This is a genomic window from Bradyrhizobium aeschynomenes (assembly GCF_013178945.1).
Lineage (GTDB): Bacteria > Pseudomonadota > Alphaproteobacteria > Rhizobiales > Xanthobacteraceae > Bradyrhizobium > Bradyrhizobium aeschynomenes.
Genome location: NZ_JABFDM010000005.1, coordinates 464,474 through 486,508, shown reverse-complemented (window position 1 = coordinate 486,508; position 22,035 = coordinate 464,474). Strand labels below are relative to the sequence as shown.

The window sequence follows — 22,035 nt, the reverse complement described above, 5'->3', positions numbered from 1 at the left end:
TGTGCTGAGATCAAGCCGGCAGCAATGTGCGTTGCGGCTCGGCCGGGGTCTCGTCCACCGGCAGATCGAGCACCTCCTCGAACTCCATGACGTTGTCGATCTCCGTCCCCATCGCGATGTTGGTGACGCGTTCGAGCACGAACTCGACGACGACCGGCACCTGATACTCCGCCATCCATTCGCGCGCGGTGGCGAACGCCGCCTGCGCGTCGCGCGGATCGGTGACGCGGATCGCCTTGCAGCCGAGCCCTTGCGCGACCGCGACGTGGTCGACGCCGTAGCCGCCGACCTCCGGCGCATTGATGTTCTCGAACGACAGCTGGACCTGATAGTCCATCGAGAAGCCGCGCTGCGCCTGGCGGATCAGGCCGAGATAGGCGTTGTTCACGACGACGTGGATGTAAGGCAGATTGAACTGGGCGCCGACCGCGAGCTCCTCGATCAGGAACTGGAAGTCGTAGTCGCCGGACAGCGCGACGATCTCGCGCTTGGGATCGGCGGCGCGGACGCCGAGCGCGGCCGGCAGGGTCCAGCCGAGCGGGCCCGCCTGCCCCGCATTGATCCAGTGGCGCGGATGGTTGACGCTGAGGAACTGTGCGCCGCCGATCTGCGACAGGCCGATGACGCTGACATAACAGGTGTCGCGGCCGAACGCCTTGTTCATCTCGTGATAGACGCGCTGCGGCTTGATCGGCACCTGGTCGAAATCGCTTCGCCGGAGCATCGTGCGCTTGCGGTCCTGGCAGGCCGCCGGCCACGCCTGCCGCTCGCGCAGTCTGCCGGCCTTGCGCCATTCGCGCGCGACGGTGATGAACAGCTCGAGCGCGGCCTTGGCATCGGAGACGATGCCGAGATCGGGATTGAAGACGCGGCCGATCTGGGTCGGCTCGATGTCGACATGCACGAAAGTCCGGCCCTTGGTGTAGGTCTCCAAGGAGCCGGTGTGGCGGTTGGCCCAGCGGTTGCCGATGCCGAGGACGAAATCGGACTCTAGGAAATTGGCGTTGCCGTAGCGGTGGCTGGTCTGCAGACCGACCATGCCGGCCATCAGCACGTGATCGTCGGGAATGGCGCCCCACCCCATCAGGGTCGGCACGACCGGCACGTTGACGATCTCGGCGAAGGTGACGAGCAGATCGCTGGCATCGGCGTTGATGATGCCGCCGCCGGCAACGATCAGCGGCCGCTCGGCGGCATTGAGCATCTCCAGCGCCTTCTCGATCTGCTTGCGGCTCGCCGCGGGCTTGTACACCGGCAGCGGCGTGTAGGTCTCGTCGTCGAACTCGATCTCGGCGAGTTGCACGTCGAGCGGCAGGTCGATCAGCACTGGGCCCGGGCGGCCCGAGCGCATGATGTGGAACGCCTGGCTGAACACGCGCGGCACCAGGCCCGGCTCGCGCACCGTCACCGCCCATTTCGTCACGGGCTTTGCGATCTGCTCGATGTCGACGGCCTGGAAATCCTCCTTGTACAGCCGGGCGCGCGGCGCCTGGCCGGTGATGCAGAGGATCGGAATCGAATCCGCGATCGCCGAATACAGCCCGGTGATCATGTCGGTGCCGGCCGGGCCCGACGTGCCGATGCACACGCCGATATTGCCGGCCTTGGCGCGGGTGTAGCCCTCGGCCATGTGCGAGGCGCCCTCGACGTGGCGGGCGAGAATGTGGCGGATCGAGCCGCGTCGTTGCAGCGCGGAATAGAGCGGATTGATGGCCGCACCGGGAACGCCGAAGGCGCAGGTGACGCCCTCCTTCTCCAAGATCCGCACCGCAGCATCGATCGCCCGCATCTTCGCCATCTCGCGTCTCCCGTCTGGTTGATGCGCGAGGATCGCTGCTGAGAGCGTCGATCTCAATTCAGTCGTCGATTTTTCCCACGATGCGGCACGCTCGGCAAAACACCGGCAGCCTCAGTTAGTTAGGACGGCAAACAGCTGACATGTCCTAACAACTCTGCAACGCGATCGTGCTACTCGAACAGCGGCGCCAGCTCCATCTGCGGCACCAGCACGAGGCCCTTGTCGGTGATACGAATTTCCGGAATGACCGATAGAGGAATCAGATTGAAGCCCATGTAGGGAATGGTGCAACCGGCCTCGGCCCACTCTTTCTTGAGGAGCTTCACCTCCTCGGCCACCTCGGTGACGCGCTTGTCCGACAACAGGCCGGCGATCGGCAAGGGAACCATCGCCCCCACCTTGCCGTCGGCCACGACGCACACCCCGCCCTGCTGCGCGCCGATCGCGGCGACGGCCGTTTGCATGTCCGCCTCATTGGTGCCGGCGACGATGATGTTGTGGCTGTCATGGCCGACGCTCGAAGCGACGGCGCCGCGCTTGAGGCCGAAGTCCTTCAGCAGGCCGTGCGCAACATTGCCGGCCGACTTGCCGTGACGCTCGATCACGGCGACGAAGCACAGGCCGTGGCGCGCGAACAGCGTCTCCCAATCGTTGGCCGGCTCGATCGCGACCTTCTCATGGATCAGCGTGATGCCCGGCAGCGCGGTCTTGATCGCATTGACGGTGCAGGCCTTGGTCGGCAGCTCCGGCGTCAGCTTGACCTGCGCCGGCAGCTTCACCGTGGCATAGGCCGCCTTCGGGTACTGATAGCGCTGCGACAGCGCCTGATCGAGACGCGGCGTGATCCGGCCCTTGTCGACGACGAGCTCGCCGCCATACCAGGTCGATTGCGGCTTGAGACCGTCGTCGAGCAGCACGAGATCGGCGCGGCGGCCGCCGCCGAGGCCGCCGATCTCGCCGTCCATCGCGAACCGCGTCGCGCCGTGCAGCGAGCCCATCGACCACGCCTGCTCTGGCGACATCCCGGCCTTCACCGCCTCGCGCACCACCCAGTCGAGGCCAAACAGCATGAGATCGTCGGCGTCGCGATCGTCGGTGCAGACGGCCGTGCGCTTGTGTGACGCACCGAGCTCGGTGATGGTGCGGATCGCCTGCGGCAGGCTGTGCCACGGCGTCGTCGGCGGACCGCCGCGCAGGAAGATCCAGACGCCGGCATCGAGCAGGTCGTCGGCGATGTCGCGGTCGATCGCCTCATGCGTATCGGTGACGCCGCTCGCCGCATAGGCGGCGACGAACTCGCGGCCATAGACATGGCCTGACACCGGCCGCCCGCGCTGCAGCGCGGCTGCGAGGATGGCATGGCTGCGCTCGTCGCCCATGCAGACCGGCACGAAATCCATCTTCTCGCCGAGCGCCACCGCCTCCGGCCAGCGATCGAACAGGCCGGCGATCTTGTCCGGCGTGAGATCGCCGCCGGCGGTCTCCAGCGCCGCCGACGTGGCCGGCACCGTCGAGGGCACGGTGAGGAAGATCGACAGCGGCGCCTGCCGCGCATCCTCCAGCATCGCCTCGACGCCGGCGACATCCATCACGTTGCCGATCTCGTGGCTGTCGCAAAAGATCGTCGTGGTGCCGTTGAGCAGTGCGGCTTCCGCATAGGCGCAGGCGGTCACCATCGAGGATTCGATATGGATGTGCGGATCGACGAGGCCGGGCGCGATGATGCCGCCTGCGGCGTCGTAGATCGCGAAGCCGCTCGCGAGCGCCTTGTGCGCGCCCGCAGGCTTCACCGCGGCGACGCGTCCGCCGGTGATCCAGAGCTCGCGGCTCGGAAGAATACGTTCCGAATAGGTCGACAGCACCCGCGCCCCGGTGATGACGAGATCGGGCGCGACCCGGCCCGACGCGACATCGGCGAGCCGCCGCGTCATGCTGTGCAGAGGAGCGACCGAGAAGCGGGTGAGTTTGGACATGGCACAACTCGCTGGACGTGTTCAGGTGATCCGCCACGATCGTTGCGCGCGATGCAGGCGACGGCAAGCCCAAATAGGGCGGCGGATTTGATTACGCCTTGGGCAGTGGGGGGCTCCTTCACCGTCCCTGATCTTGACGACATCGGCTGCGCACCCTAGGGGCGAGAGATCACGAATGCGTCACCTGTGAAGGGTCCCTTGCTCAGATTGCTGGCTGTTCCGATCGAGTTGCTGCGCCTCGTCATCTGCGTCCTGCAGGCGATGGTCGACGCCGTCAGGGGCCGCCAACGGCAGCGCTACGAGGCCCAGATCCTGATCAACGCCCCGCGCGACGCGGTGTGGCGCTTCAACGTCGCCGAGCGGATGGTGCTGAACGGGCCACCGGTGCTTGAGATCACCCGCGAACCCCTGCCCGGAAGCCCCGACCTCTGGCTCGGCCGCGTCGCCGTGAGCGGACAGCCGCGAACGCAAGGCGTCTACCGCGAGATCGAGCGCGACGATGCCAACGGGATCATCCGGTCCCAGAACGTGGCGCATGAGCTGAGCGTGCCGCCGGAGGGCGGACGCGATGCGCAGGCGGGCGTGAGCGTCACCGCCACCGCGCAAGGGACGCTGCTGACCATCTTCAACGAGCTGACGATCCGCAGCTTTCGCGACCGCATCATCTATCCGCTCAGCGTGCGCAGGCTGACGCAACTGATCAAGGCCGAATGCGAGCGGGAGGCCGGCACGCACAGCCGTCTCGCCGACCTCGCCAATCATGGTCTGGTGCTCTCGGCGCTGGCCTTCGCCAGCTTCTGGTACATGTTCAGCCTGAAGGAGGCGGTGCTGCTGGCGATCGTCCTCGCCATCCATGAGGCCGGCCACGCCGCCGCGATGCTGATGGCCGGCGTCGGCATCCACGCCATCTACCTCGTCCCCTTCTTCGGCGGCGCCATCGTGCCGAAGACCGCCTATGGCAGCGAAGGCCGGCTCGGCTTCATTGCGCTGATGGGGCCGGCGATGAGCCTGATCCCGACGCTCGCGCTATTTGCGATCATGCCGGCCGGCAAATCCGACCTGCGCCTGGCGATGGAGATGTTCGCGGTGATCAACGCGGCCAACCTGCTGCCGATCTATCCGCTCGACGGCGGCCTCGTTCTCAACGCGCTGATCGGCTCGGCGAGCCGGAAGGCCGCCCTGCTCGCCGGCTGGATCGGCGTCGTGGCTGGCCTCACGCTGGCGCTGCATTTCCACTCCTGGCTGATGGGCATTCCGTTTCTGCTGTTCGCGCTGCAGCGCTATCTGGGCGGCCATCAGGCGATCCAGTTGAAGCCACTCTCGCTCCGGGGCGGCGTCGCGCTGGCGGCCGCCTATGTCCTGACGTTCGCGGCTTACGCTGCCGTGATCAAGACGATGCTGGCGACGCGGGGAATGTGAACGACGCGTTTCGCCGAAAGCCGACAACGCCTTGCGCAGCGACACACCGCGAGATGAAGTCCGCATCCGCTTGACCTGACTGGGTTCGGCAGAAACTGCGCGTCAAATCGGCGACCGCGACCGCCGTGGCGGCCGCACAGGAGGGTTCACCGCAGACCATCTCTCTCGACGCCGCTTCATCGCTGGCGTGGCGCTTGCTGCGTTGGAACTGGTGCTCGCTGCGTCGGCCGGCGCCGAGATGCCCGCCGACTCATCGCTGCCCTCACCGCCCCTGGTCCGGCTGATCCGCCATCCGATGCTGGTCCGCTCGCTCTACAGTCGAAGCGTCGGGGCCTGGCACCCCGGTGCCAAGCTCGGTCGGATGAAGCATTTCGGTGAATCTCATTGACGGAATTTTGGTGAAATTTCAGTGCATTTGACCGTCGGCCTTTTGGGGAGTTATGAGCACCGAAATTTCCTTGAGAGGCAAGGGCAAGCCCAAACAGGTCAGCGGTCTGATTGCGGCTTGTGCAGCCGAGCAACCGAGCCTAGCTTTGATCAACGGATCGGCGCTCAGGCTCGGACACTGATGATTTCACCTCGCTCGAACGAGGCCTAATCCACCGCTCGCTTCGGACGAAGGAGGTCCCTTGGACAGGGAAGAAGCCATCCGGCGGCTGCGTTTGGGCAATCTGAATGCGACCAAGCGCGATTGGGCCCTGGGGGCCAGCATCGCTGTGCCTTTCGGAGAGCCCCAGGAAGCTGACGGCATCATTGTCTTCCCAGACTGCTGCTACCTGTATCCAAGGCCGGACGGATGCTGGGAGCACCTGCACGTCGCAGATGGCGTCGTCACTTGCTATGACACACTTGATCTGGCGGTTGAAGCACTATTGAACTCGCTCCTGCGCCCGACCGCGTCGCGCTGACAAGGATCTGGGGAGCGACACTCAGCCCTTGTACGGTGGGCAAAGGCGCGGTCCTGCCCCCTCCTCACGCGATATCGTCGTGGCGCCGTGCCCACCGTCTGGCCGCTGAGTTCGCTGATGGACGATGGGCACGCTGCCGCCTGCGGCGGCTGCTTTGTCCACCCTACAGCAAGGCCCGAGGCGCTTTGTTTGCCGTTCTCAGCCGCTCAATTTCGTCAGCCGCGGCTGTCATGGCTTCCGCGTAGTCAGTCAAGAAGCCCTGGAATGCATCGCGCGGCCACGATGCCTTGTTCCCGTTTGCAAACTCCGCGCGCCATCTGTCCCAATTGGTCATGATGGAGCCATCCCAGTCCGTCATGTCATTTGCGAGGCTGCGCAACCGCGTTACGATGTCGGACATCAATGATCGTCTCCCTACGACGCCGGCTCCTCATATCGGTAACAGGGCTGGACTGCGCAAGCTGCCATCTCAGTCGCGCAAATCATCGCGCAGACTAGCCACCACGTCCTGGGTCGTCGTCAGTCAGTCTGTCGAACCCCATTGCCGCTGGCTGGCCCTACCCCACCCAGCGCCGCCGTCAGCTCCGCCGCAATGTCCCGCACCATTCCGCCGACCACCAGCACCCGCTCCTCCGTCAGCCGGCTCGCCAAACCCGACACCGAGATCGCCGCCACCGGCTCGCGGCAGGAATCGTGGACGACGGCGGCGATGCAGCGCAGGCCGAGCCTGGCCTCCTCGTCGTCGACGGCGTAGCCCTGGCGGCGGATGCTCTCGAGCTCGCGGAACAGGTCGCTGGCGCGGATGATGGATTTCTCGGTTAGGCGCGGCATGCCCTGGCGGTGAATGATGCCGTTGACGTCGTCGTCGGAATAGGTCGCGAGCACGGCCTTGCCCATGCCGGAGGCGACCATCGGCAGGCGGCCGCCGACCTTGGTCAGCGAGCGCATGATCTCGCGGCTCTCCAGCCGCATCAGCACCATCAGCGATTCGTCGTCGACAACGGCGAGATTGGCGGTTTCGCGCGACTGGTCGCGCAGCCTGCGTAGATAGGGAATCGCGAGCGCCACGAAATTGCGCCGGCGGGTGAAGGTCGCGCCGACGGCGAAGCTCTGCGCGCCGACATGCCATTTCGACTCCATGCGGTCGAACTGCACGAAGCGGCGCTTTTCCAGCGTCGTCAGCAATCGATGCACGGTGGATGTCGACAGGCCCGCGCGCACGGCGAGATCGCTGAGGCGATAGCCTTCGTCGTCCTCGGCGAGAATTTCCAGGATCTGTAGCGCGCGGCCGACGGATTGCACGCCGCCGTCGCGGGGCTCGGCCGCGGCATCCGCGCGTGGCTCGATCGTCTTGCGACGGATCACGTGGCGCCTCTCTGCACCGCCATCAGCGGTGGCGTCGTTGCAGGACGGACGGATCTTGCTTCGTCACGCTATCAAATAAAGTGCCGCCCCGGCAGGCCGGAGCGGCATTCGCGTCACTATTACTTAGAGCAGGCCCGCGCCGCGCGCCCACTTGTACTTCGCACCGAGCACCTCGACCGGCAGCTCGGTGGAATAGGCGTAGGCCGGGATGCCGTTCTGGTAGAGATATTCGGCGGCTTCCTCGACTTCGACGTCGCCGGCAAGGGAGGCGACCATCGGCTTGACGAAGCCCTTGGCCTCCATCTCCTTCTTCACCTCGACCATGTTGCGCGCGAACACCATCGGCGGGGTCACGATCGTGTGCCAGTAGCCGAGGATCAGCGCATGGATGCGCTCGTCCGACAGGCCGAGCTTGACCGTGTTCACATAGGTGATCGGCGGCTCGCCGCCGGTGATGTCGACCGGGTTGCCGGCGGCACCGAACGGCGGGATGAACTTGCGGAACGCGGCATCGAGATCCGGCGGCATGCTCATCAGCGACAGGCCGTTGTCGACGACCGCGTCGGACAAGAGCACGCCCGAACCGCCGGCGCCGGTGATGATGAGGACGTTCTCACCCTTCGGCGTCGGCAGCACCGGCACGCCGCGGGCGAATTCGAGCAGCTGGCGCAGGCTCCGGGCGCGGATGACGCCGGACTGCTTCAGCACGTCCTCATAGATCTTGTCGTTGCCGGCGAGCGCGCCGGTGTGCGACGAGGCGGCCTTCGCGCCAGCCGAGGTGCGGCCGGCCTTGAGCACGATGACCGGCTTCTTCTTGGAGACGCGCTTGGCGGCTTCCGCGAAGGCGCGGCCGTCCTTGAGGTCCTCGCAGTGCTGCGCGATCAGGTTGGTGTTCGGATCCTGCTCGAAGAAGGCGAGCAGATCGTCCTCGTCGATGTCAGACTTGTTGCCGAGGCCGACGATCGCGGAGACGCCCATCTTGGCCGAGCGCGAGAAGCCGATGATGGCCATGCCGATGCCGCCCGACTGCGACGACAGCGCCGCGTGGCCCTTGACGTCATAGGCGGTGCAGAAGGTCGCGCAGAGATTGGCCGGCGTGTAGTAGAAGCCGTAGATGTTCGGCCCCATCAGGCGGACATTGTACTTCTTGCCGATCTCGACGATCTCGGCCTGCAGCTCCGGCTCGTTGGCTTCGGCGAAGCCCGACGGAATCAGCACAGCGCCCGGGATCTGCTTCTCGCCGCATTCGGTCAGCGCGCCGGCGACGAACTTGGCGGGGATCGCGAACACCGCGGTGTCGATCACGCCCGGCACGTCCTTGACGCTCTTATAGGCCTTGTAGCCGAGAATCTCGGAGGCCTTGGGGTGGATCGGATAGATCTGGCCCTTGTAGCCGCCGTTGATCAGGTTCTTCATCACGGAGTTGCCGATCTTGCCGTCCTCGGCGGAGGCGCCGATCACGGCGACCGCCTGAGGCTTCATGATGCGGTTCATCGCGGTGACGATTTCCTCGTTCGAGCGCGGCGCCGGACGGGGCTTGTAGTCGAAATCGACGACGATGCGGACGTCGGCGGCGATGGCGCCGTTCTTGGTCGCGAACACCGGGTTGAGGTCGAGCTCGACGATCTCAGGGAAATCGCTGACCAGCTTCGACACCTTGACGATGACGTCCGCCAGCGCCTCGCGGCTGACGGCATCGCCACCGCGCACGCCCTTCAGCATCTCGTGCGCCTGGATGCCGTCGAGCATCGACAGGGCATCGTCCTTGGTGGCGGGGGCGAGACGGAATGTCACATCCTTCAGCACCTCGACCAGCACGCCGCCGAGACCGAAGGCCACCAGCTTGCCGAACGAGCCGTCGGTGATCGAACCGACGATCACCTCGGTACCGCCGGTCAGCATCTGCTGGACCTGGATGCCTTCGATCTTGGCGTCCGCCTTGTACTTCTTCGCATTCGCGAGAATGGTCTCATACGCCGCCTTTGCATCGTCCGCCGTCTTGACGCCGATGATGACGCCACCGGCTTCCGTCTTGTGCAGGATGTCCGGCGAGACGATCTTCATCACGACCGGAAAACCCATATCGCCCGCGAGCTTGGCCGCTTCGGCGGCGGACTTCGCCAGTCCCTCCTTCGGCACCGGAATGCCGTAGGCGTCGCACACGATCTTGCCTTCGGGCGCGGTGAGGCTGGTGCGTTTATCCGCCTTCACGCGATCGAGGACGTCTCGGATCGTGGCCTTGGCATTCGGGATGGCGTCAGACATTGGGGCTTCCTCCTGAGGGATTAGTCGTCTTTATGGCATTTGGTATGCCAGAAGCCAATTTTGTCAAGCGCCACGAAGATGTGGAAACGCTGAAAAAGCACGCAGCTTGACAGTCTGGCATCTGGTATGCCAAAAATCTTGGACGCAAAATGCTGTAAACAAGGATCTCCCAAGGAGAGGAGATCGGTCTTGTCGACAGAGAAAACAAACAAGGCATTGCCCATCATGGCCGAGGCCGACATCGCGATCGCTCGCATCGCCCCGGAGACGAGCTTCAAGAATAAGGCCTATGAGGCCTTGAAAGAAGCCATTCTGAAGATGGACATCTACGCCTCGCCCGAGCCGGTGATGCTCGACGAGCGCGCTCTTTCCGAGCGCCTCGGTGTCAGCCGCACGCCGATCCGCGAAGCCATCGCAATGCTCGAGCAGGACGGCTTCGTGAAGACCGTGCCGCGCCGTGGCATCGTCGTCGTACGTCGAACGAAGAGCGAGATCGTCGACATGATCCGCGCCTGGGCAGCGCTGGAAAGCATGGCCGCGCGCATGATCACGACGATCGCGCGCAAGAAGGACATCTCGGCGCTGCGCGACTACTTCAAGGATTTCGGCAAGGACCGCCCGCCGCAGGAGCACATCGAGGAATATTCCAAGGCGAACATCGCGTTTCATCAGGCGCTGATCTCGCTGTCGGAATCGCCGGTGCTGGTCGACATGACCAACGACATCCTGCTCCACGTGCGCGGCTATCGCCAGCTCACGATCGGCCGCACCGACCGTATCGCAGCCTCCCTGCCCGAGCACCTCGCGATCATCGAGGCGCTGGAGGAGCGCAACACCGAGCTCGCCGAGAAGCGCGCCCGTGATCATACGCTGGGCCTCGCGACCTATGTCGAGACGCACGGCCAGGAATTATTCAGCTAACAAGTTCAAACAGAAGAAGACGCGGAATGCGCCTTCGACGAAGACCAGGGAGAGAGGCGCATGCCGCAGACTGCCATGAAGACCGAGGCGGACATCCACGAGGAGCTCACGGACGGCTTCCATCTCGTCATCGACGCGATGAAGCTGAACGGGATCGACACGATCTACAACGTCCCGGGGATTCCGATCACCGACCTCGGCCGCATGGCGCAGGCTGAAGGCATCCGCGTGCTCTCCTTCCGTCATGAACAGAACGCCGGCTACGCCGCCGCGATCGCCGGCTTCCTGACCAAGAAGCCGGGCGTCTGCCTCACCGTCTCGGCCCCGGGCTTCCTCAACGGTCTCACGGCGCTGGCGCATGCCACGACCAACTGCTTTCCGATGATCCTGGTCTCGGGCTCCTCCGAGCGCGAGATCGTCGACCTGCAGCAGGGCGACTATGAGGAGATGGATCAGCTCGCGATCGCCAAGCCGCTGTGCAAGGCGGCGTTCCGCGTGCTGCACGCCCAGGACATCGGCATCGGCTTCGCCCGCGCGATCCGCGCCGCTGTCTCCGGCCGTCCCGGTGGCGTCTATCTCGATCTTCCGGCCAAGCTGTTCGGCCAGGTGATGAACGCGCAGGCCGGCACAGCCTCGCTTGTCAAGGTGATCGATCCGGCCCCGGCGCAGATCCCCTCCCCCGACTCCGTCAAGCGCGCGCTCGATCTGTTGAAGAACGCGAAACGCCCGCTGATCATCCTCGGCAAGGGCGCGGCCTATGCCCAGGCCGACGAGGCGATCAAGACCTTCGTCGAGAAGAGCGGCGTGCCGTTCCTGCCGATGAGCATGGCCAAGGGCCTCCTGCCCGACCTGCATCCGCAGTGCGCCGGCGCGGCGCGCTCGACGGTGCTGAAGGATTCCGACGTCGTGATGCTGATCGGCGCCCGCCTCAACTGGCTGCTGTCGCACGGCAAGGGCAAGAGCTGGGGCGATGCCCCGAAGAAGTTCATCCAGGTCGACATCGAGCCGAAGGAGATGGACTCCAACGTCGAGATCGCGGCCCCCGTGGTCGGCGACATCGGCTCGGTCGTGACGGCCTTCTCCGACGCGATGGGCGGCAGCTGGACCAAGGCGCCGGCCGAGTGGCTGAGCGCGGTGCAGAAGAAGCGCGAGGACAACGTCGCCAAGATGGCGCCGCGGCTGATGAACAACAACTCGCCGATGGACTATCACGGCGCGCTTGGCGTGCTCCGCACCATCATCAAGGAGCGCCCCGACGCGATCCTCGTCAACGAGGGCGCCAACACGCTCGACCTCGCCCGCGGCGTGATCGACATGTACCAGCCGCGCAAGCGGCTCGACGTCGGCACCTGGGGCGTGATGGGCATCGGCATGGGCTCGGCGATCGCCGCCGCCGTCGAGACCGGTAAGCCGGTGCTGGCGATCGAGGGCGATAGCGCCTTCGGCTTCTCCGGCATGGAAGTCGAGACCATCTGCCGCTACAATCTGCCGATCTGCGTCGTCATCTTCAACAATGACGGCATCTATCGCGGCACCGATCAGAACGCGGCGGGCACCGATCCGGCGACCACCGTGTTCGTCAAGGGCGCGCGCTACGACAAGATGATGGAGGCCTTCGGCGGCGTCGGCGTCAACGCGACCTCGCCGGACGAGCTGAAGCGCGCCGTCAACGAGGCGATGGATTCCGGCAAGCCGACCCTGATCAATGCCGTGATCGATCCCGCAGCGGGATCTGAGAGCGGCCGCATCGGCAACCTCAATCCGCAGAGCGTGCTGACCAAGAAGAAGTAAGGCCACCCACATCACCTGCCCGCCGATGCGGGATGACCATTCGATACGGAGAGGAACAACATGACCAAGGCGCTCGAGGGCGTTCGCATTCTCGACTTCACCCACGTCCAGTCCGGACCGACCTGTACCCAGCTGCTGGCCTGGTTCGGCGCCGACGTGATCAAGGTCGAGCGTCCGGGCGTGGGTGACATCACCCGCGGCCAGCTGCAGGACATTCCGAACGTGGACAGCCTCTATTTCACGATGCTGAACCACAACAAGCGGTCGATCACCCTCGACACCAAGAACCCGAAGGGCAAGGAAGTCCTGACCGAGCTGATCAAGAAGTGCGACGTGCTGGTCGAGAATTTCGGCCCCGGCGTGCTCGACCGCATGGGCTTCCCCTGGGAGAAGATCCAGGCGATCAACCCCAAGATGATCGTCGCCTCGATCAAGGGCTTTGGCCCCGGCCCCTACGAGGACTGCAAGGTCTACGAGAACGTCGCCCAGTGCACCGGCGGCGCCGCCTCGACCACCGGCTTCCGTGACGGCCTGCCGCTGGTGACCGGCGCGCAGATCGGCGATTCCGGCACCGGCCTGCATCTGGCGCTCGGCATCGTCACCGCGCTCTATCAGCGCACCCACACCGGCAAGGGCCAGCGCGTCACGGCCGCGATGCAGGACGGCGTGCTCAACCTCTGCCGCGTCAAGCTGCGCGACCAGCAGCGCCTCGACCACGGCCCGCTGAAGGAATACAGCCAGTTCGGCGAGGGCGTGCCGTTCGGCGACGCCGTGCCGCGCGCCGGCAACGATTCCGGTGGCGGCCAGCCCGGCCGCATCCTGAAGTGCAAGGGCTGGGAGACCGACCCGAACGCCTACATCTACTTCATCACCCAGGCCCCGGTCTGGGAGAAGATCTGCGACGTCATCGGCGAACCGACCTGGAAGACCGATCCGAACTACGCCAAGCCCGCCGCCCGCCTGCCGCGCCTGAACGAGATCTTCGGCCGCATCGAGCAGTGGACCATGACCAAGACCAAGTTCGAGGCCATGGACATCCTGAACGAGTTCGACATCCCCTGCGGCCCGATCCTGTCGATGAAGGAGATCGCCGAGGACGAGTCGCTGCGCAAGACCGGCACGCTGGTCGAGGTCGACCACCCGACCCGCGGCAAGTATCTCTCGGTCGGCAACCCGATCAAGCTGTCGGACAGCCCGGCCGACGTCACGCGCTCGCCGCTGCTCGGCGAGCACACCGACGAGATCCTCCGCCAGGTCCTCGGCTTCAGCGACCACCAGGTCGCGGAGATCCACGACTCCGGCGCGCTCGATCCGCCGCGCAAGGAAGCGGCGGAGTAAGGCTGGAGCCGGACAAGACAAGGCGCGGCACAAGCTTCGCCGCAACTGCCCTCTCGACATCAAGCCGCCGGACATCGTCCGGCGGCTTTTCGTATTGAGCCAGGTGCTTTGCTGGCCAAGAATGACGTGCAAATGCAATCGGGCCGAACTCGAACATGCGGGTGGTGATTTGTCGGGATCTAGCACAGACGAACAACTGAGGATGAAGTTGGAAGCGGTGACAGACGCCAGCTCACTGCTGGCGTTCGTTCACGCTCTGGTGGCCGACCGCGAGTCTGCTATGAAGCGCGAGAAGGCGGAGCCGACTTCACCCTGGGGGCCCGATGCAGGTGGTTGGGAGAATATCAGAATCGAAACCTACCTCGAAGCTGCAGCCGCTTGGGCAGAAGCCACCGACTTCGGAGTCGAGCAGGGGCTCGCCGCAAACAATCTCTGGCGCCGCTTCGCTGACTTCCTGATCGCAGGAAAGAACTACGAGTAGTTGCATCTAACATTTGAACGGCTGAGGGCCCCGAGATCGGAGAGCACTCAGGATTCGGGGACAGTGCTGGACCGAATCCGCTATCGGCGCTACTACGGGCTGGCCTCCTGAGACCTCCCCCGGGTGATGGAAAGCTGTCGTCTGCTCAGCGCCTTTACAAGCCGAACGGGATAGCGCCAAATGGCTGGAGCTTTTGAGGTGAATGCGGACGGAGCGCGGATCGTGATCACACGGACAGCAGGACACCTGATTTTACGCCTCGTCGTAGCCGCGATGACCCCGATCGTTGGCCACGCCTTCGCGCAGGGCGCATCTGCAGCGCCGCTGCCCGGGCAGACCGCCCCCCCTCCGCAGGGCGACAGCGCGCCAGCGGTTGCCGACGGCGCTTCGGATGTCTGCAACGGATTTTTTCCCTTGCGCGCAGAGGCAGAGCGGCGCGGCCGGCTGATCAAGGCCGCCGCCGAGCGCCGCGCAACGCCGGAAGACGCCTGTGAACTCATTCGCAGTTTCTCTCAGGCCGAACTCAAGATGATCGAATATGTCGAAGCTCATTCGACCGATTGCAGAATTCCGCCTGACGTCGCGGATATGCTCAAGGCTGGCCACAAGAAAACCGAGACCTTGCAGACCAGAGTCTGCGCGATCGCGCAGCCGGGCAACCCAGGTCTGGGCGACGTGCTGGGGCCGCCCAAAAGAGAACCGGCTGGACCAGTTGGCGATTTCTGGATGTTTCGATAGGCAACCGCAGTGCCCCAACAAGCCTGGCTTGGCGCGAGGTATCGAGCCGAGTCCACCGAGCGTTTTCAGGCGAGATATTCCACCAGAGTGTGATCCTCCTCCTCGAGTTCGGCATCGATGATCTGCGCGATCAGTGTCCAGTCGCCCTTGGCCAAGCCGGCACCGATCCTGGGATAGCCGATGCGGCGCTCGGCAAATCGGAGCTTCACTTGCTTCATGACCGTCCTGACGGCCGCGTAGTCGACGAGAACGCCAGCCCCGCGCCAGTGGAATTGCGTATAGCCGTTGACGATCGTGATTTGTTGGCCGGCGCGCGTGACGGTCGCGGCCGATATGGAGCCGAGCTTCTCGCGGCTGCCTTTCGGCGTCGACAGATCGGCCGCATAGGCCTCGGGGAAGACTTCTTTGATGGTCTTCGCGATGCCCGCCCCCATCGTGCACTGGCAATTGCAGCCATGCACGATCACATCGAAATGCCCGTCGAGCGCGAGCTTGATCAGATCTCCCTTGATGATCTTCATCATGAACGCTTCAGCTCGGTGAAATCGGAAAGGTCGCTGCAGGACTCCGTCGCGAGAAGAATGCTGCGCATCTTGCCATCCCGGTAGGCGAAGGCGAGATTGTCTCTCACCACGATCCCGAATGGATTTGCCCGATAAAGGGCGACGCACACGGCCTTCCCCGCGCAGAAGCGGCTTCGGCCGCGCAGTCGGGACAAGGCCGGGCATGACGGATTACCAAGTGAGCAGGATCGTTCGCCAGTACAGCTCCGCATCGCCATATGCGATAGCCCTGCCTGGAATACGATGCCAGTGCACAAAACTCCGGGTTGAGCTTGAGCCGTCTCCACTGCGGTATGCTCCGCGAAGGCGGAGCATCCAGTAAGCCGCGGCAGACGATATCGAACCGAGGTCACCGCGTCCTGGATCGTCCGCTTTCGCGGACGATCCAGCGGGTTGACATGATCGATCTGCCAGGACGCCGGACACGGCGTTCCAGGTTGCTCGGGACGTCTTGCAACTGTTCGCGGTTGGACGAGCTACCTGCCGAAGATTCCGCCCACCACCCGATGCATCGCCCCGCCGATCGCGCCGATCGGACCTCCCGCACTTCGCGACTGCCGCGTACGGCTCCCCGCGCTGCGGCGGGCTTGGCGGTCGGATTTTGCAGCCTCCTTGGCCGCGGCCATCAGAACCTTGTATTGGGCGGCATCGAGAAAGCCGGTCGCGGGATAGCCGCGCTCCTGCTGCCAACGTGAGAGGGCGGCACGCGTCTGGTCATCGAACGTCCCGTTGGGCCTGGTGTCGAACCCGAGCCGAGTCAGTCCGCGCTGGACAGCACGTCGCTTCGTCTTGGTGAGGCCGATCTGCTTCTCGGTCTGCTGGTTGGCGTCCTGCTGATCGGCGTCCTGGGTGGCGGTCGCGGGATCGGCGGGTGCCGTTGCTGTACGGGGTGAGCTGCTCAGGCCGGCGTTCGCGACACCGGCGCTCGCGACGACCGTCAGGATGGACATTGCCAGGATCAAGGCGCGCATGGTCCCTCCTTCGCCCGCAAATCTGCCGATAATTTGTTCCATCCTGAAACGGCGCGACGGATCCATGAGCATTCTTCTCGCCGTCCAGCTTTGACGCATCAACGGCGTTCCATTGTGCAGGGTTCCCGCCCGTGTCGGCGATTGTTGGATTGTACCTTCCGCGCCACATCCATCTCTCGGTACCGTTTTGATCCTGCTTTGGGCGGCAGTTTCAGTATGAGAATGCCGGTTTCAATAAGAAATCCCAATTGTAACATTCCTGCTGCATCGCAAAATGCTCATACCGCTATGCAATATCCATCATTGTATCTGGCATCTGGTATACGTAAATTCTCCTCAGTCAGAACGTCATACCGCCTCACTGAAGGAGACAAACCATGGCCAAGACCGTTGCCCTCCCCCTCGTTCAGCCCGTGTCCCTGTTCGGCCGCTTCCTGGCCGCCCTCGACCGCGTGCTGATGACCAGTGCTCGCGCCGCTAACCGCAACGGCGACCTGCCTTATTTCGGACTCTGAGGCCAGAGCGCGCTGCCAGCGCGCCTCCCCCTCGAAGACCAATCAAGAGCCCCGGACCTTCCGGGGCTTTTGCTTTTTGGCGACCCCACGGCTGCGACAAATTGGCCTCCGAGGCATCCCAGCCGATCTCCTCATTGCGGTCGGTCGGTTTCTCATACCAAAATCAAATCGATCGATATGCTGCGGCGATGACTGCGTTGCGTTTCGACGGCCGCGCCTGCTGCGGCGCGGAATGGCCTGAAGCGCGTCGTGGTTGAACAATGGCAAGGACTGGTATCAAGATAGAGTCGTGGTTTGAGCGGATAGAACGGCCGGAAGAAGCCGTCGCGATCCGGGAATGAAGGGGAGAAAGCGTCGATGAAGCGTTCCGTACGCGTGGCCTTAGCGGCTGGCATTGCCCTCGTGGCGGGGCAGATCCCGGCCCTGGCGGGATGGGAGCCTGTCCGCCCTGTCGAGTTCATCGTTCCCGCCGGCACCGGCGGCGGTGCCGACCAGATGGCCCGGACGATCCAGGGCATCGTGACCAAGCACAATTTGATGAAGCAGCCGCTGGTGGTGATCAACAAGTCCGGCGGTGCCGGCGGCGAGGGCTTCCTCGACGTCAAGGCCTCCGCGGGCAATCCGCACAAGATCATCATCACGCTGTCGAACCTGTTCACCACGCCGCTTGCCACCGGCATCCCCTTCAACTGGAAGGATCTCACCCCGGTCGCGATGCTCGCGCTCGACGAGTTCGTGCTCTGGGTCAACGCCGAGAAACCCTACGCGACCGCCAAGGACTACATCGACGCGGTCAAGCAGGCCGGCGGCACCCTCAAGATGGGCGGCACCGGATCGAAGCAGGAAGACCAGATCATCACCGTGGCCATGGAGAAGGCCACCGGCGCCAAGTTCACCTACATCCCCTACAAGGGCGGCGGCGAAGTCGCCGTCCAGTTGGTCGGCAATCACATCGATTCCACCGTCAACAATCCGATCGAGGCGGTGGCGCAGTGGCGCGGCGGCAAGGTCAGGCCGCTCTGCGTGTTCGACGACAAGCCGATGGGCTATGACGAGCCGATCACCGACGGCAAGGCCTGGAAGGACATCCCGACCTGCAAGTCCCAGGGGCTCGACATCGAATATCTGATGCTGCGCGGCATCTTCATGTCGCCCCGGGCCACCAAGGACCAGATCGAATACTACGTCGACCTGTTCAAGAAGGTTCGGGAGACGCCGGAATGGCAAGATTTCATGAAGACCGGCGCCTTCAACACCACCTTCATGACGGGCGCGGACTACGCCAAATGGGTCGAGACCGAAGAGAAGCGGCACGAGCTCCTGATGAAGGAAGCCGGCTTCCTGGCCTCGAACTGAGCGGCTCGCATGAGTAGTCACGGAGGATCCGCCGGCCCCAGTCACAAGGCGGTCGAGGCCGGCGTCACGCTCGCCATCGCGTTGTTCGGGATCATCGTGATCATCGGCAGCGTGAAGGCGGGCATCAATTGGGGCGCCGAGGGGCCGCGCGCGGGGTTCTTCCCGTTCTACGTCGGCCTGCTCATCGTCGCCGCGAGCGCGATGAATTTCCGCAATACGCTGCGCGAGGACGACGGCGGAGTCTTTGCCGAATGGGGCCAGCTTCGCCAGGTCATGAGCGTCGTAGTGCCGACCGCGATCTATGTTGGCGCCCTGCCCTTCACCGGGATCTATCTCGCCTCCATGATCTTCATCGCCTGGTTCATGCGATGGCTCGGCAAGTATGGCTGGCTCACCGTCACGGCGGTCGCGATCGGGATGCCGGTGGTGACCTATCTGATCTTCGAGCGCTGGTTCATGGTCCCCCTCCCCAAGGGGCCCGTCGAGGAATGGCTCGGACTCTAACAAGAAACTTCATTGGGCTTACGGGTTGCAGGACCAGCTGGCATGGAAGAACTCGCCAACCTTTTTCACGGCTTCGCCGTCGCGCTGCAACCCTTCAACATCATGGTGATGATCCTCGGCATCGTGCTCGGGGTGATCATCGGCGTGCTGCCGGGCCTGGGCGGCGCCAACGGCGTCGCAATCCTGCTGCCGCTGACCTTCAGCATGCCGCCGACCTCGGCGATCATCATGCTGTCCTGCATCTATTGGGGCGCCCTGTTCGGCGGCGCCATTACGTCGATTTTATTCAACATACCCGGTGAGCCATGGTCGGTCGCGACCACCTTCGACGGCTACCCGATGGCGCAACAGGGCAAGGCCGGCGAGGCGCTCACGGCCGCATTCACCTCCTCCTTCGTCGGCGCGCTGTTTGCGGTCATCATGATCACGCTGGTCGCGCCCCTGGTCGCGAGCTTCGCGCTGCAATTCGGGCCGGCAGAGAAGTTCGCCGTGTACTTCCTCGCCTTCTGCAGCTTCGTGGGCCTGAGCAAGGAGCCGCCGTTCAAGACCGTCGCGGCGATGATGATCGGCTTCGCACTCGCAGCAGTGGGCCTCGACTCCATCACCGGCCAGTTGCGGCTGACCTTCGGCGTCACCGAGCTGCTCAACGGCTTCGACTTCCTGATCGCCGTGATCGGCCTGTTCGGCATCGGCGAGATCCTGCTGACGATGGAGGAAGGCCTGAGCTTCCGCGGCGGCAACGCCAAGATCAATCTGCGGGTCGTGCTGCACACCTGGAAGGAGATGCCGGCCTATTGGCTGACGTCGCTGCGCTCCTGCCTGATCGGCTGCTGGATGGGCATTACACCCGCGGGGGCCACCCCGGCGTCGTTCATGAGCTACGGCATCGCCAAGCGCCTGTCCAAGCGCGGCAAGAAGTTCGGCCATGGCGAGATCGAGGGCGTCGTCGCGCCGGAGACCGCGGCCCATGCCGCGGGCACCGCAGCATTGCTGCCGATGCTGTCGCTCGGCGTGCCGGGCTCGCCGACGGCGGCCGTGCTGCTCGGCGGCCTGCTGATCTGGGGCCTGCAGCCCGGCCCGATGCTGTTCGTCGAGCAGAAGGAATTCGTGTGGGGCCTGATCGCCTCGATGTATCTCGGCAATCTCGTCGGACTGCTCGTCGTGCTGACCTGCGTCCCGATCTTCGCAGCGATCCTGCGCATTCCCTTCAGCATCATCGCACCTTTGATTCTCGTGCTCTGCGCCATCGGCGCCTATTCGGTGCATAGCAGCACGTTCGACGTCGTGCTGATGCTGGTGTTCGGCGTGCTCGGCTATTTGTTCAAGAAGTGCGGCTATCCGCTCGCACCCCTGGTGCTGGCGATCGTGCTCGGCGACAAGGCCGAGGAGGCTTTCCGCCAATCGCTTCTGGGATCCCAGGGCTCGCTCGCCGTGTTCTTCTCGAATGGGCTGGTCGGCACCATCATGGTGCTCGGACTGATTGCGCTGTTCTGGTCGGCGATCCAGGAAGGCTACAGCCGGCTGCGGGCAGCCACCGCCTAAACCCGCCTTACTCCGATAGTCGAGCTACAATTTTCCCCTGCTGCGTCGTATTGTCGCTGCAGCGATTTGCCTTGCTTCTGCGAGGTTTTTTACGCTGGCTGGCGTACCAGCCCAACCCGGCCGCAATGAATCCGCTTGTCTATTGGCATATCATATACCAAACTCCGCATAGCTGTTAGGACAAAATAGACAGCCTGGAGGAAACATGACGGACTTGGCTCACGCGGGGGCGCCCGCATCTGCAAGAGTAAGTGACGCCTATCGATGGACGCAGCTCGCGGTCGGCGTTCTGGCGATGGTGATGATCGCCAACTACCAGTATGGCTGGACCTTCTTCGTCCCCGATATCGCAAAGACCTTCGGCTGGGATCGGGCCTCGATCCAGTGGGCCTTCACGCTGTTCGTTCTGTTCGAGACCTGGCTGGTGCCGGTCGAGGGCTGGTTCGTCGACAAATACGGTCCGCGCATCGTCGTGCTCGTCGGCGGCGTGCTCTGCGCGATCGGCTGGATGATCAACGCCTACGCGACCTCGCTCAACGGCTATTATCTCGGCATGATCATCGCGGGCATCGGCGCCGGCGGCGTCTACGGCACCTGCGTCGGCAACGCGCTGAAGTGGTTCCCCGACAAGCGCGGCCTCGCAGCCGGCATCACGGCGGCCGGCTTCGGCGCCGGCTCGGCGCTGACCGTCGCGCCGATCCAGGCCATGATCCGCGACTCCGGCTTCCAGACCACCTTCCTGTATTTCGGCCTGGGACAGGGCATCATCATCGTCATCCTCGCCTTCTTCCTGTTCGCACCGAAGGAAGGCCAGGTGCCCGCGGTCGTTCAGAACGCGAACCTGGTGCAGAGCCGCCGCAACTACAATCCGACCGAAGTGCTGCGCCAGCCGATCTTCTGGCTGATGTACTTCATGTTCGTGATCGTCGGCGCCGGCGGCCTGATGGTCACCGCCAACCTCAAGCCGATCGCCGGCGACTGGAAGGTCGACAACGTTCCGGTGACGCTGATCGGCATGACCATGACGGCGGTGACCTTCGCGGCCACCATCGACCGCGTGCTCAACGGCCTGACCCGTCCGTTCTTCGGCTGGATCTCCGACAACATCGGCCGCGAGAATACGATGTTCATCGCCTTCGGCATGGAGGGCATCGGCATCTGGGCGCTGTACATGCTCGGTCATGATCCGGTCTGGTTCGTGATCCTCTCCGGCTTCGTGTTCTTCGCCTGGGGCGAGATCTACTCGCTCTTCCCGTCGACCTGCACCGACACGTTCGGCACCAAGTTCGCGACCACCAATGCCGGCCTGCTCTACACCGCGAAAGGCACGGCGGCGCTGCTGGTGCCGATCGCGAACTACATGCAGCAGTCGTCGGGCGATTGGGACCGCGTCTTCATCATCGCGGCCGGCGCCAACATCCTGGCCTCGATCCTGTCGATCGCGGTGCTCAAGCCGTGGCGCAAGGTCGTGGTGGAGAAGTCGATGCTCTGAGGAGCGCGCTTCGCACTGCAGCGAAAATAAAATAGAACGATTCCAGATTGAGGACGCTCGGCAGTTTGCCGAGCGTTTTCTTTTGCTTGGTGCAC

At 64.2% G+C, this 22,035-nt stretch carries 19 protein-coding genes; 12 read left to right on the top strand and 7 right to left on the bottom strand.

Annotation, left to right across the window (positions count from 1 at the left end; all coding sequences use genetic code 11):
• Positions 1-10 precede the first annotated feature (10 nt).
• On the bottom strand, positions 11-1,798 hold the full coding sequence (gene gcl, locus HL666_RS17855; RefSeq protein ID WP_172182714.1) for a glyoxylate carboligase: 1,788 nt from the start codon (positions 1,796-1,798) through the stop codon (positions 11-13).
• Between the two features lie 170 nt (positions 1,799-1,968).
• Positions 1,969-3,771: an adenine deaminase gene (locus tag HL666_RS17850; RefSeq protein ID WP_172182712.1), complete on the bottom strand. Its 1,803-nt coding sequence runs from the start codon at positions 3,769-3,771 to the stop codon at positions 1,969-1,971.
• 198 nt (positions 3,772-3,969) lie between these two features.
• Between HL666_RS17850 and HL666_RS17845 the strand changes: the two genes are divergently transcribed.
• Both HL666_RS17845 and HL666_RS17840 read left to right on the top strand, forming a co-directional pair.
• A complete protein-coding gene (locus HL666_RS17845) occupies positions 3,970-5,190 on the top strand; it encodes a metalloprotease (RefSeq protein ID WP_172182702.1) in 1,221 nt (406 codons plus the stop codon).
• Positions 5,191-5,819: 629 nt separating this feature from the next.
• Positions 5,820-6,098 (top strand): hypothetical protein, encoded by a 279-nt coding sequence (locus tag HL666_RS17840; protein WP_172182700.1) that lies wholly within the window; start codon positions 5,820-5,822, stop codon positions 6,096-6,098.
• A 163-nt stretch (positions 6,099-6,261) separates the two neighbouring features.
• Here the strand turns inward: HL666_RS17840 and HL666_RS17835 are convergent, their stop codons facing one another.
• The 3 genes from HL666_RS17835 to HL666_RS17825 form a co-directional block, all read right to left on the bottom strand.
• Positions 6,262-6,498, bottom strand: coding sequence for a hypothetical protein (locus HL666_RS17835; protein WP_172182698.1), 237 nt, complete (start codon positions 6,496-6,498; stop codon positions 6,262-6,264).
• 119 nt (positions 6,499-6,617) lie between these two features.
• Positions 6,618-7,463 (bottom strand): IclR family transcriptional regulator, encoded by an 846-nt coding sequence (locus HL666_RS17830; RefSeq protein WP_172182696.1) that lies wholly within the window; start codon positions 7,461-7,463, stop codon positions 6,618-6,620.
• A gap of 123 nt (positions 7,464-7,586) precedes the next feature.
• The gene (locus HL666_RS17825) at positions 7,587-9,728 is read right to left on the bottom strand and encodes an acetate--CoA ligase family protein (protein WP_172182694.1); all 2,142 of its coding nucleotides are present in this window, start codon (positions 9,726-9,728) and stop codon (positions 7,587-7,589) included.
• Between the two features lie 189 nt (positions 9,729-9,917).
• On the opposite strand from HL666_RS17825, the gene HL666_RS17820 reads away from it, so the two are divergent.
• From HL666_RS17820 to HL666_RS17800, 5 genes are all read left to right on the top strand, one after another.
• Positions 9,918-10,649 (top strand): GntR family transcriptional regulator, encoded by a 732-nt coding sequence (locus HL666_RS17820; protein WP_172114337.1) that lies wholly within the window; start codon positions 9,918-9,920, stop codon positions 10,647-10,649.
• 60 nt (positions 10,650-10,709) lie between these two features.
• Positions 10,710-12,440, top strand: coding sequence for an oxalyl-CoA decarboxylase (gene oxc / locus HL666_RS17815; protein WP_172182692.1), 1,731 nt, complete (start codon positions 10,710-10,712; stop codon positions 12,438-12,440).
• Positions 12,441-12,500: 60 nt separating this feature from the next.
• Positions 12,501-13,778, top strand: coding sequence for a formyl-CoA transferase (frc, locus tag HL666_RS17810; RefSeq protein WP_006610672.1), 1,278 nt, complete (start codon positions 12,501-12,503; stop codon positions 13,776-13,778).
• Positions 13,779-13,980: 202 nt separating this feature from the next.
• Positions 13,981-14,259, top strand: a complete 279-nt coding sequence (locus HL666_RS17805; protein ID WP_172182690.1) for a DUF7660 family protein — start codon at positions 13,981-13,983, stop codon at positions 14,257-14,259.
• Between the two features lie 180 nt (positions 14,260-14,439).
• Positions 14,440-14,997 (top strand): hypothetical protein, encoded by a 558-nt coding sequence (locus HL666_RS17800; protein ID WP_210261949.1) that lies wholly within the window; start codon positions 14,440-14,442, stop codon positions 14,995-14,997.
• Between the two features lie 65 nt (positions 14,998-15,062).
• Here HL666_RS17800 and HL666_RS17795 read toward each other — a convergent pair whose 3' ends face one another.
• Both HL666_RS17795 and HL666_RS17790 read right to left on the bottom strand, forming a co-directional pair.
• Positions 15,063-15,725 carry a macro domain-containing protein gene (locus tag HL666_RS17795; RefSeq protein ID WP_246741558.1) on the bottom strand — a complete coding sequence of 221 codons (663 nt, stop codon included), beginning with the start codon at positions 15,723-15,725 and terminating at the stop codon, positions 15,063-15,065.
• Between the two features lie 311 nt (positions 15,726-16,036).
• Positions 16,037-16,531 (bottom strand): peptidoglycan-binding domain-containing protein, encoded by a 495-nt coding sequence (locus HL666_RS17790; RefSeq protein ID WP_172182826.1) that lies wholly within the window; start codon positions 16,529-16,531, stop codon positions 16,037-16,039.
• Positions 16,532-16,908: 377 nt separating this feature from the next.
• Between HL666_RS17790 and HL666_RS17785 the strand changes: the two genes are divergently transcribed.
• From HL666_RS17785 to oxlT, 5 genes are all read left to right on the top strand, one after another.
• The gene (locus tag HL666_RS17785) at positions 16,909-17,046 is read left to right on the top strand and encodes a hypothetical protein (RefSeq protein WP_172114341.1); all 138 of its coding nucleotides are present in this window, start codon (positions 16,909-16,911) and stop codon (positions 17,044-17,046) included.
• A 357-nt stretch (positions 17,047-17,403) separates the two neighbouring features.
• Positions 17,404-18,402 (top strand): Bug family tripartite tricarboxylate transporter substrate binding protein, encoded by a 999-nt coding sequence (locus tag HL666_RS17780; RefSeq protein ID WP_172182688.1) that lies wholly within the window; start codon positions 17,404-17,406, stop codon positions 18,400-18,402.
• 9 nt (positions 18,403-18,411) lie between these two features.
• Positions 18,412-18,906 carry a tripartite tricarboxylate transporter TctB family protein gene (locus HL666_RS17775; protein WP_172134555.1) on the top strand — a complete coding sequence of 165 codons (495 nt, stop codon included), beginning with the start codon at positions 18,412-18,414 and terminating at the stop codon, positions 18,904-18,906.
• A 42-nt stretch (positions 18,907-18,948) separates the two neighbouring features.
• Positions 18,949-20,448, top strand: a complete 1,500-nt coding sequence (locus HL666_RS17770) for a tripartite tricarboxylate transporter permease (RefSeq protein ID WP_172134554.1) — start codon at positions 18,949-18,951, stop codon at positions 20,446-20,448.
• A 205-nt stretch (positions 20,449-20,653) separates the two neighbouring features.
• Positions 20,654-21,940, top strand: a complete 1,287-nt coding sequence (gene oxlT, locus HL666_RS17765) for an oxalate/formate MFS antiporter (RefSeq protein WP_172134553.1) — start codon at positions 20,654-20,656, stop codon at positions 21,938-21,940.
• The last annotated feature ends 95 nt before the right edge of the window (positions 21,941-22,035 follow it).

What these genes read in the sequence shown, in the direction of transcription:
- gcl (WP_172182714.1), bottom strand. Translation starts at nt 1,798, where the DNA reads ATGGCGAAGATGCGGGCGATCGATGCTGCGGTGCGGATCTTGGAGAAG.
- HL666_RS17850 (WP_172182712.1), bottom strand. Translation starts at nt 3,771, where the DNA reads ATGTCCAAACTCACCCGCTTCTCGGTCGCTCCTCTGCACAGCATGACG.
- HL666_RS17835 (WP_172182698.1), bottom strand. Translation starts at nt 6,498, where the DNA reads ATGTCCGACATCGTAACGCGGTTGCGCAGCCTCGCAAATGACATGACG.
- HL666_RS17825 (WP_172182694.1), bottom strand. Translation starts at nt 9,728, where the DNA reads ATGTCTGACGCCATCCCGAATGCCAAGGCCACGATCCGAGACGTCCTC.
- oxc (WP_172182692.1), top strand. Translation starts at nt 10,710, where the DNA reads ATGCCGCAGACTGCCATGAAGACCGAGGCGGACATCCACGAGGAGCTC.
- frc (WP_006610672.1), top strand. Translation starts at nt 12,501, where the DNA reads ATGACCAAGGCGCTCGAGGGCGTTCGCATTCTCGACTTCACCCACGTC.
- HL666_RS17805 (WP_172182690.1), top strand. Translation starts at nt 13,981, where the DNA reads ATGAAGTTGGAAGCGGTGACAGACGCCAGCTCACTGCTGGCGTTCGTT.
- HL666_RS17800 (WP_210261949.1), top strand. Translation starts at nt 14,440, where the DNA reads ATGGCTGGAGCTTTTGAGGTGAATGCGGACGGAGCGCGGATCGTGATC.
- HL666_RS17795 (WP_246741558.1), bottom strand. Translation starts at nt 15,725, where the DNA reads ATGCCCGGCCTTGTCCCGACTGCGCGGCCGAAGCCGCTTCTGCGCGGG.
- HL666_RS17790 (WP_172182826.1), bottom strand. Translation starts at nt 16,531, where the DNA reads ATGCGCGCCTTGATCCTGGCAATGTCCATCCTGACGGTCGTCGCGAGC.
- HL666_RS17785 (WP_172114341.1), top strand. Translation starts at nt 16,909, where the DNA reads ATGGCCAAGACCGTTGCCCTCCCCCTCGTTCAGCCCGTGTCCCTGTTC.
- HL666_RS17780 (WP_172182688.1), top strand. Translation starts at nt 17,404, where the DNA reads ATGAAGCGTTCCGTACGCGTGGCCTTAGCGGCTGGCATTGCCCTCGTG.
- HL666_RS17775 (WP_172134555.1), top strand. Translation starts at nt 18,412, where the DNA reads ATGAGTAGTCACGGAGGATCCGCCGGCCCCAGTCACAAGGCGGTCGAG.
- HL666_RS17770 (WP_172134554.1), top strand. Translation starts at nt 18,949, where the DNA reads ATGGAAGAACTCGCCAACCTTTTTCACGGCTTCGCCGTCGCGCTGCAA.
- oxlT (WP_172134553.1), top strand. Translation starts at nt 20,654, where the DNA reads ATGACGGACTTGGCTCACGCGGGGGCGCCCGCATCTGCAAGAGTAAGT.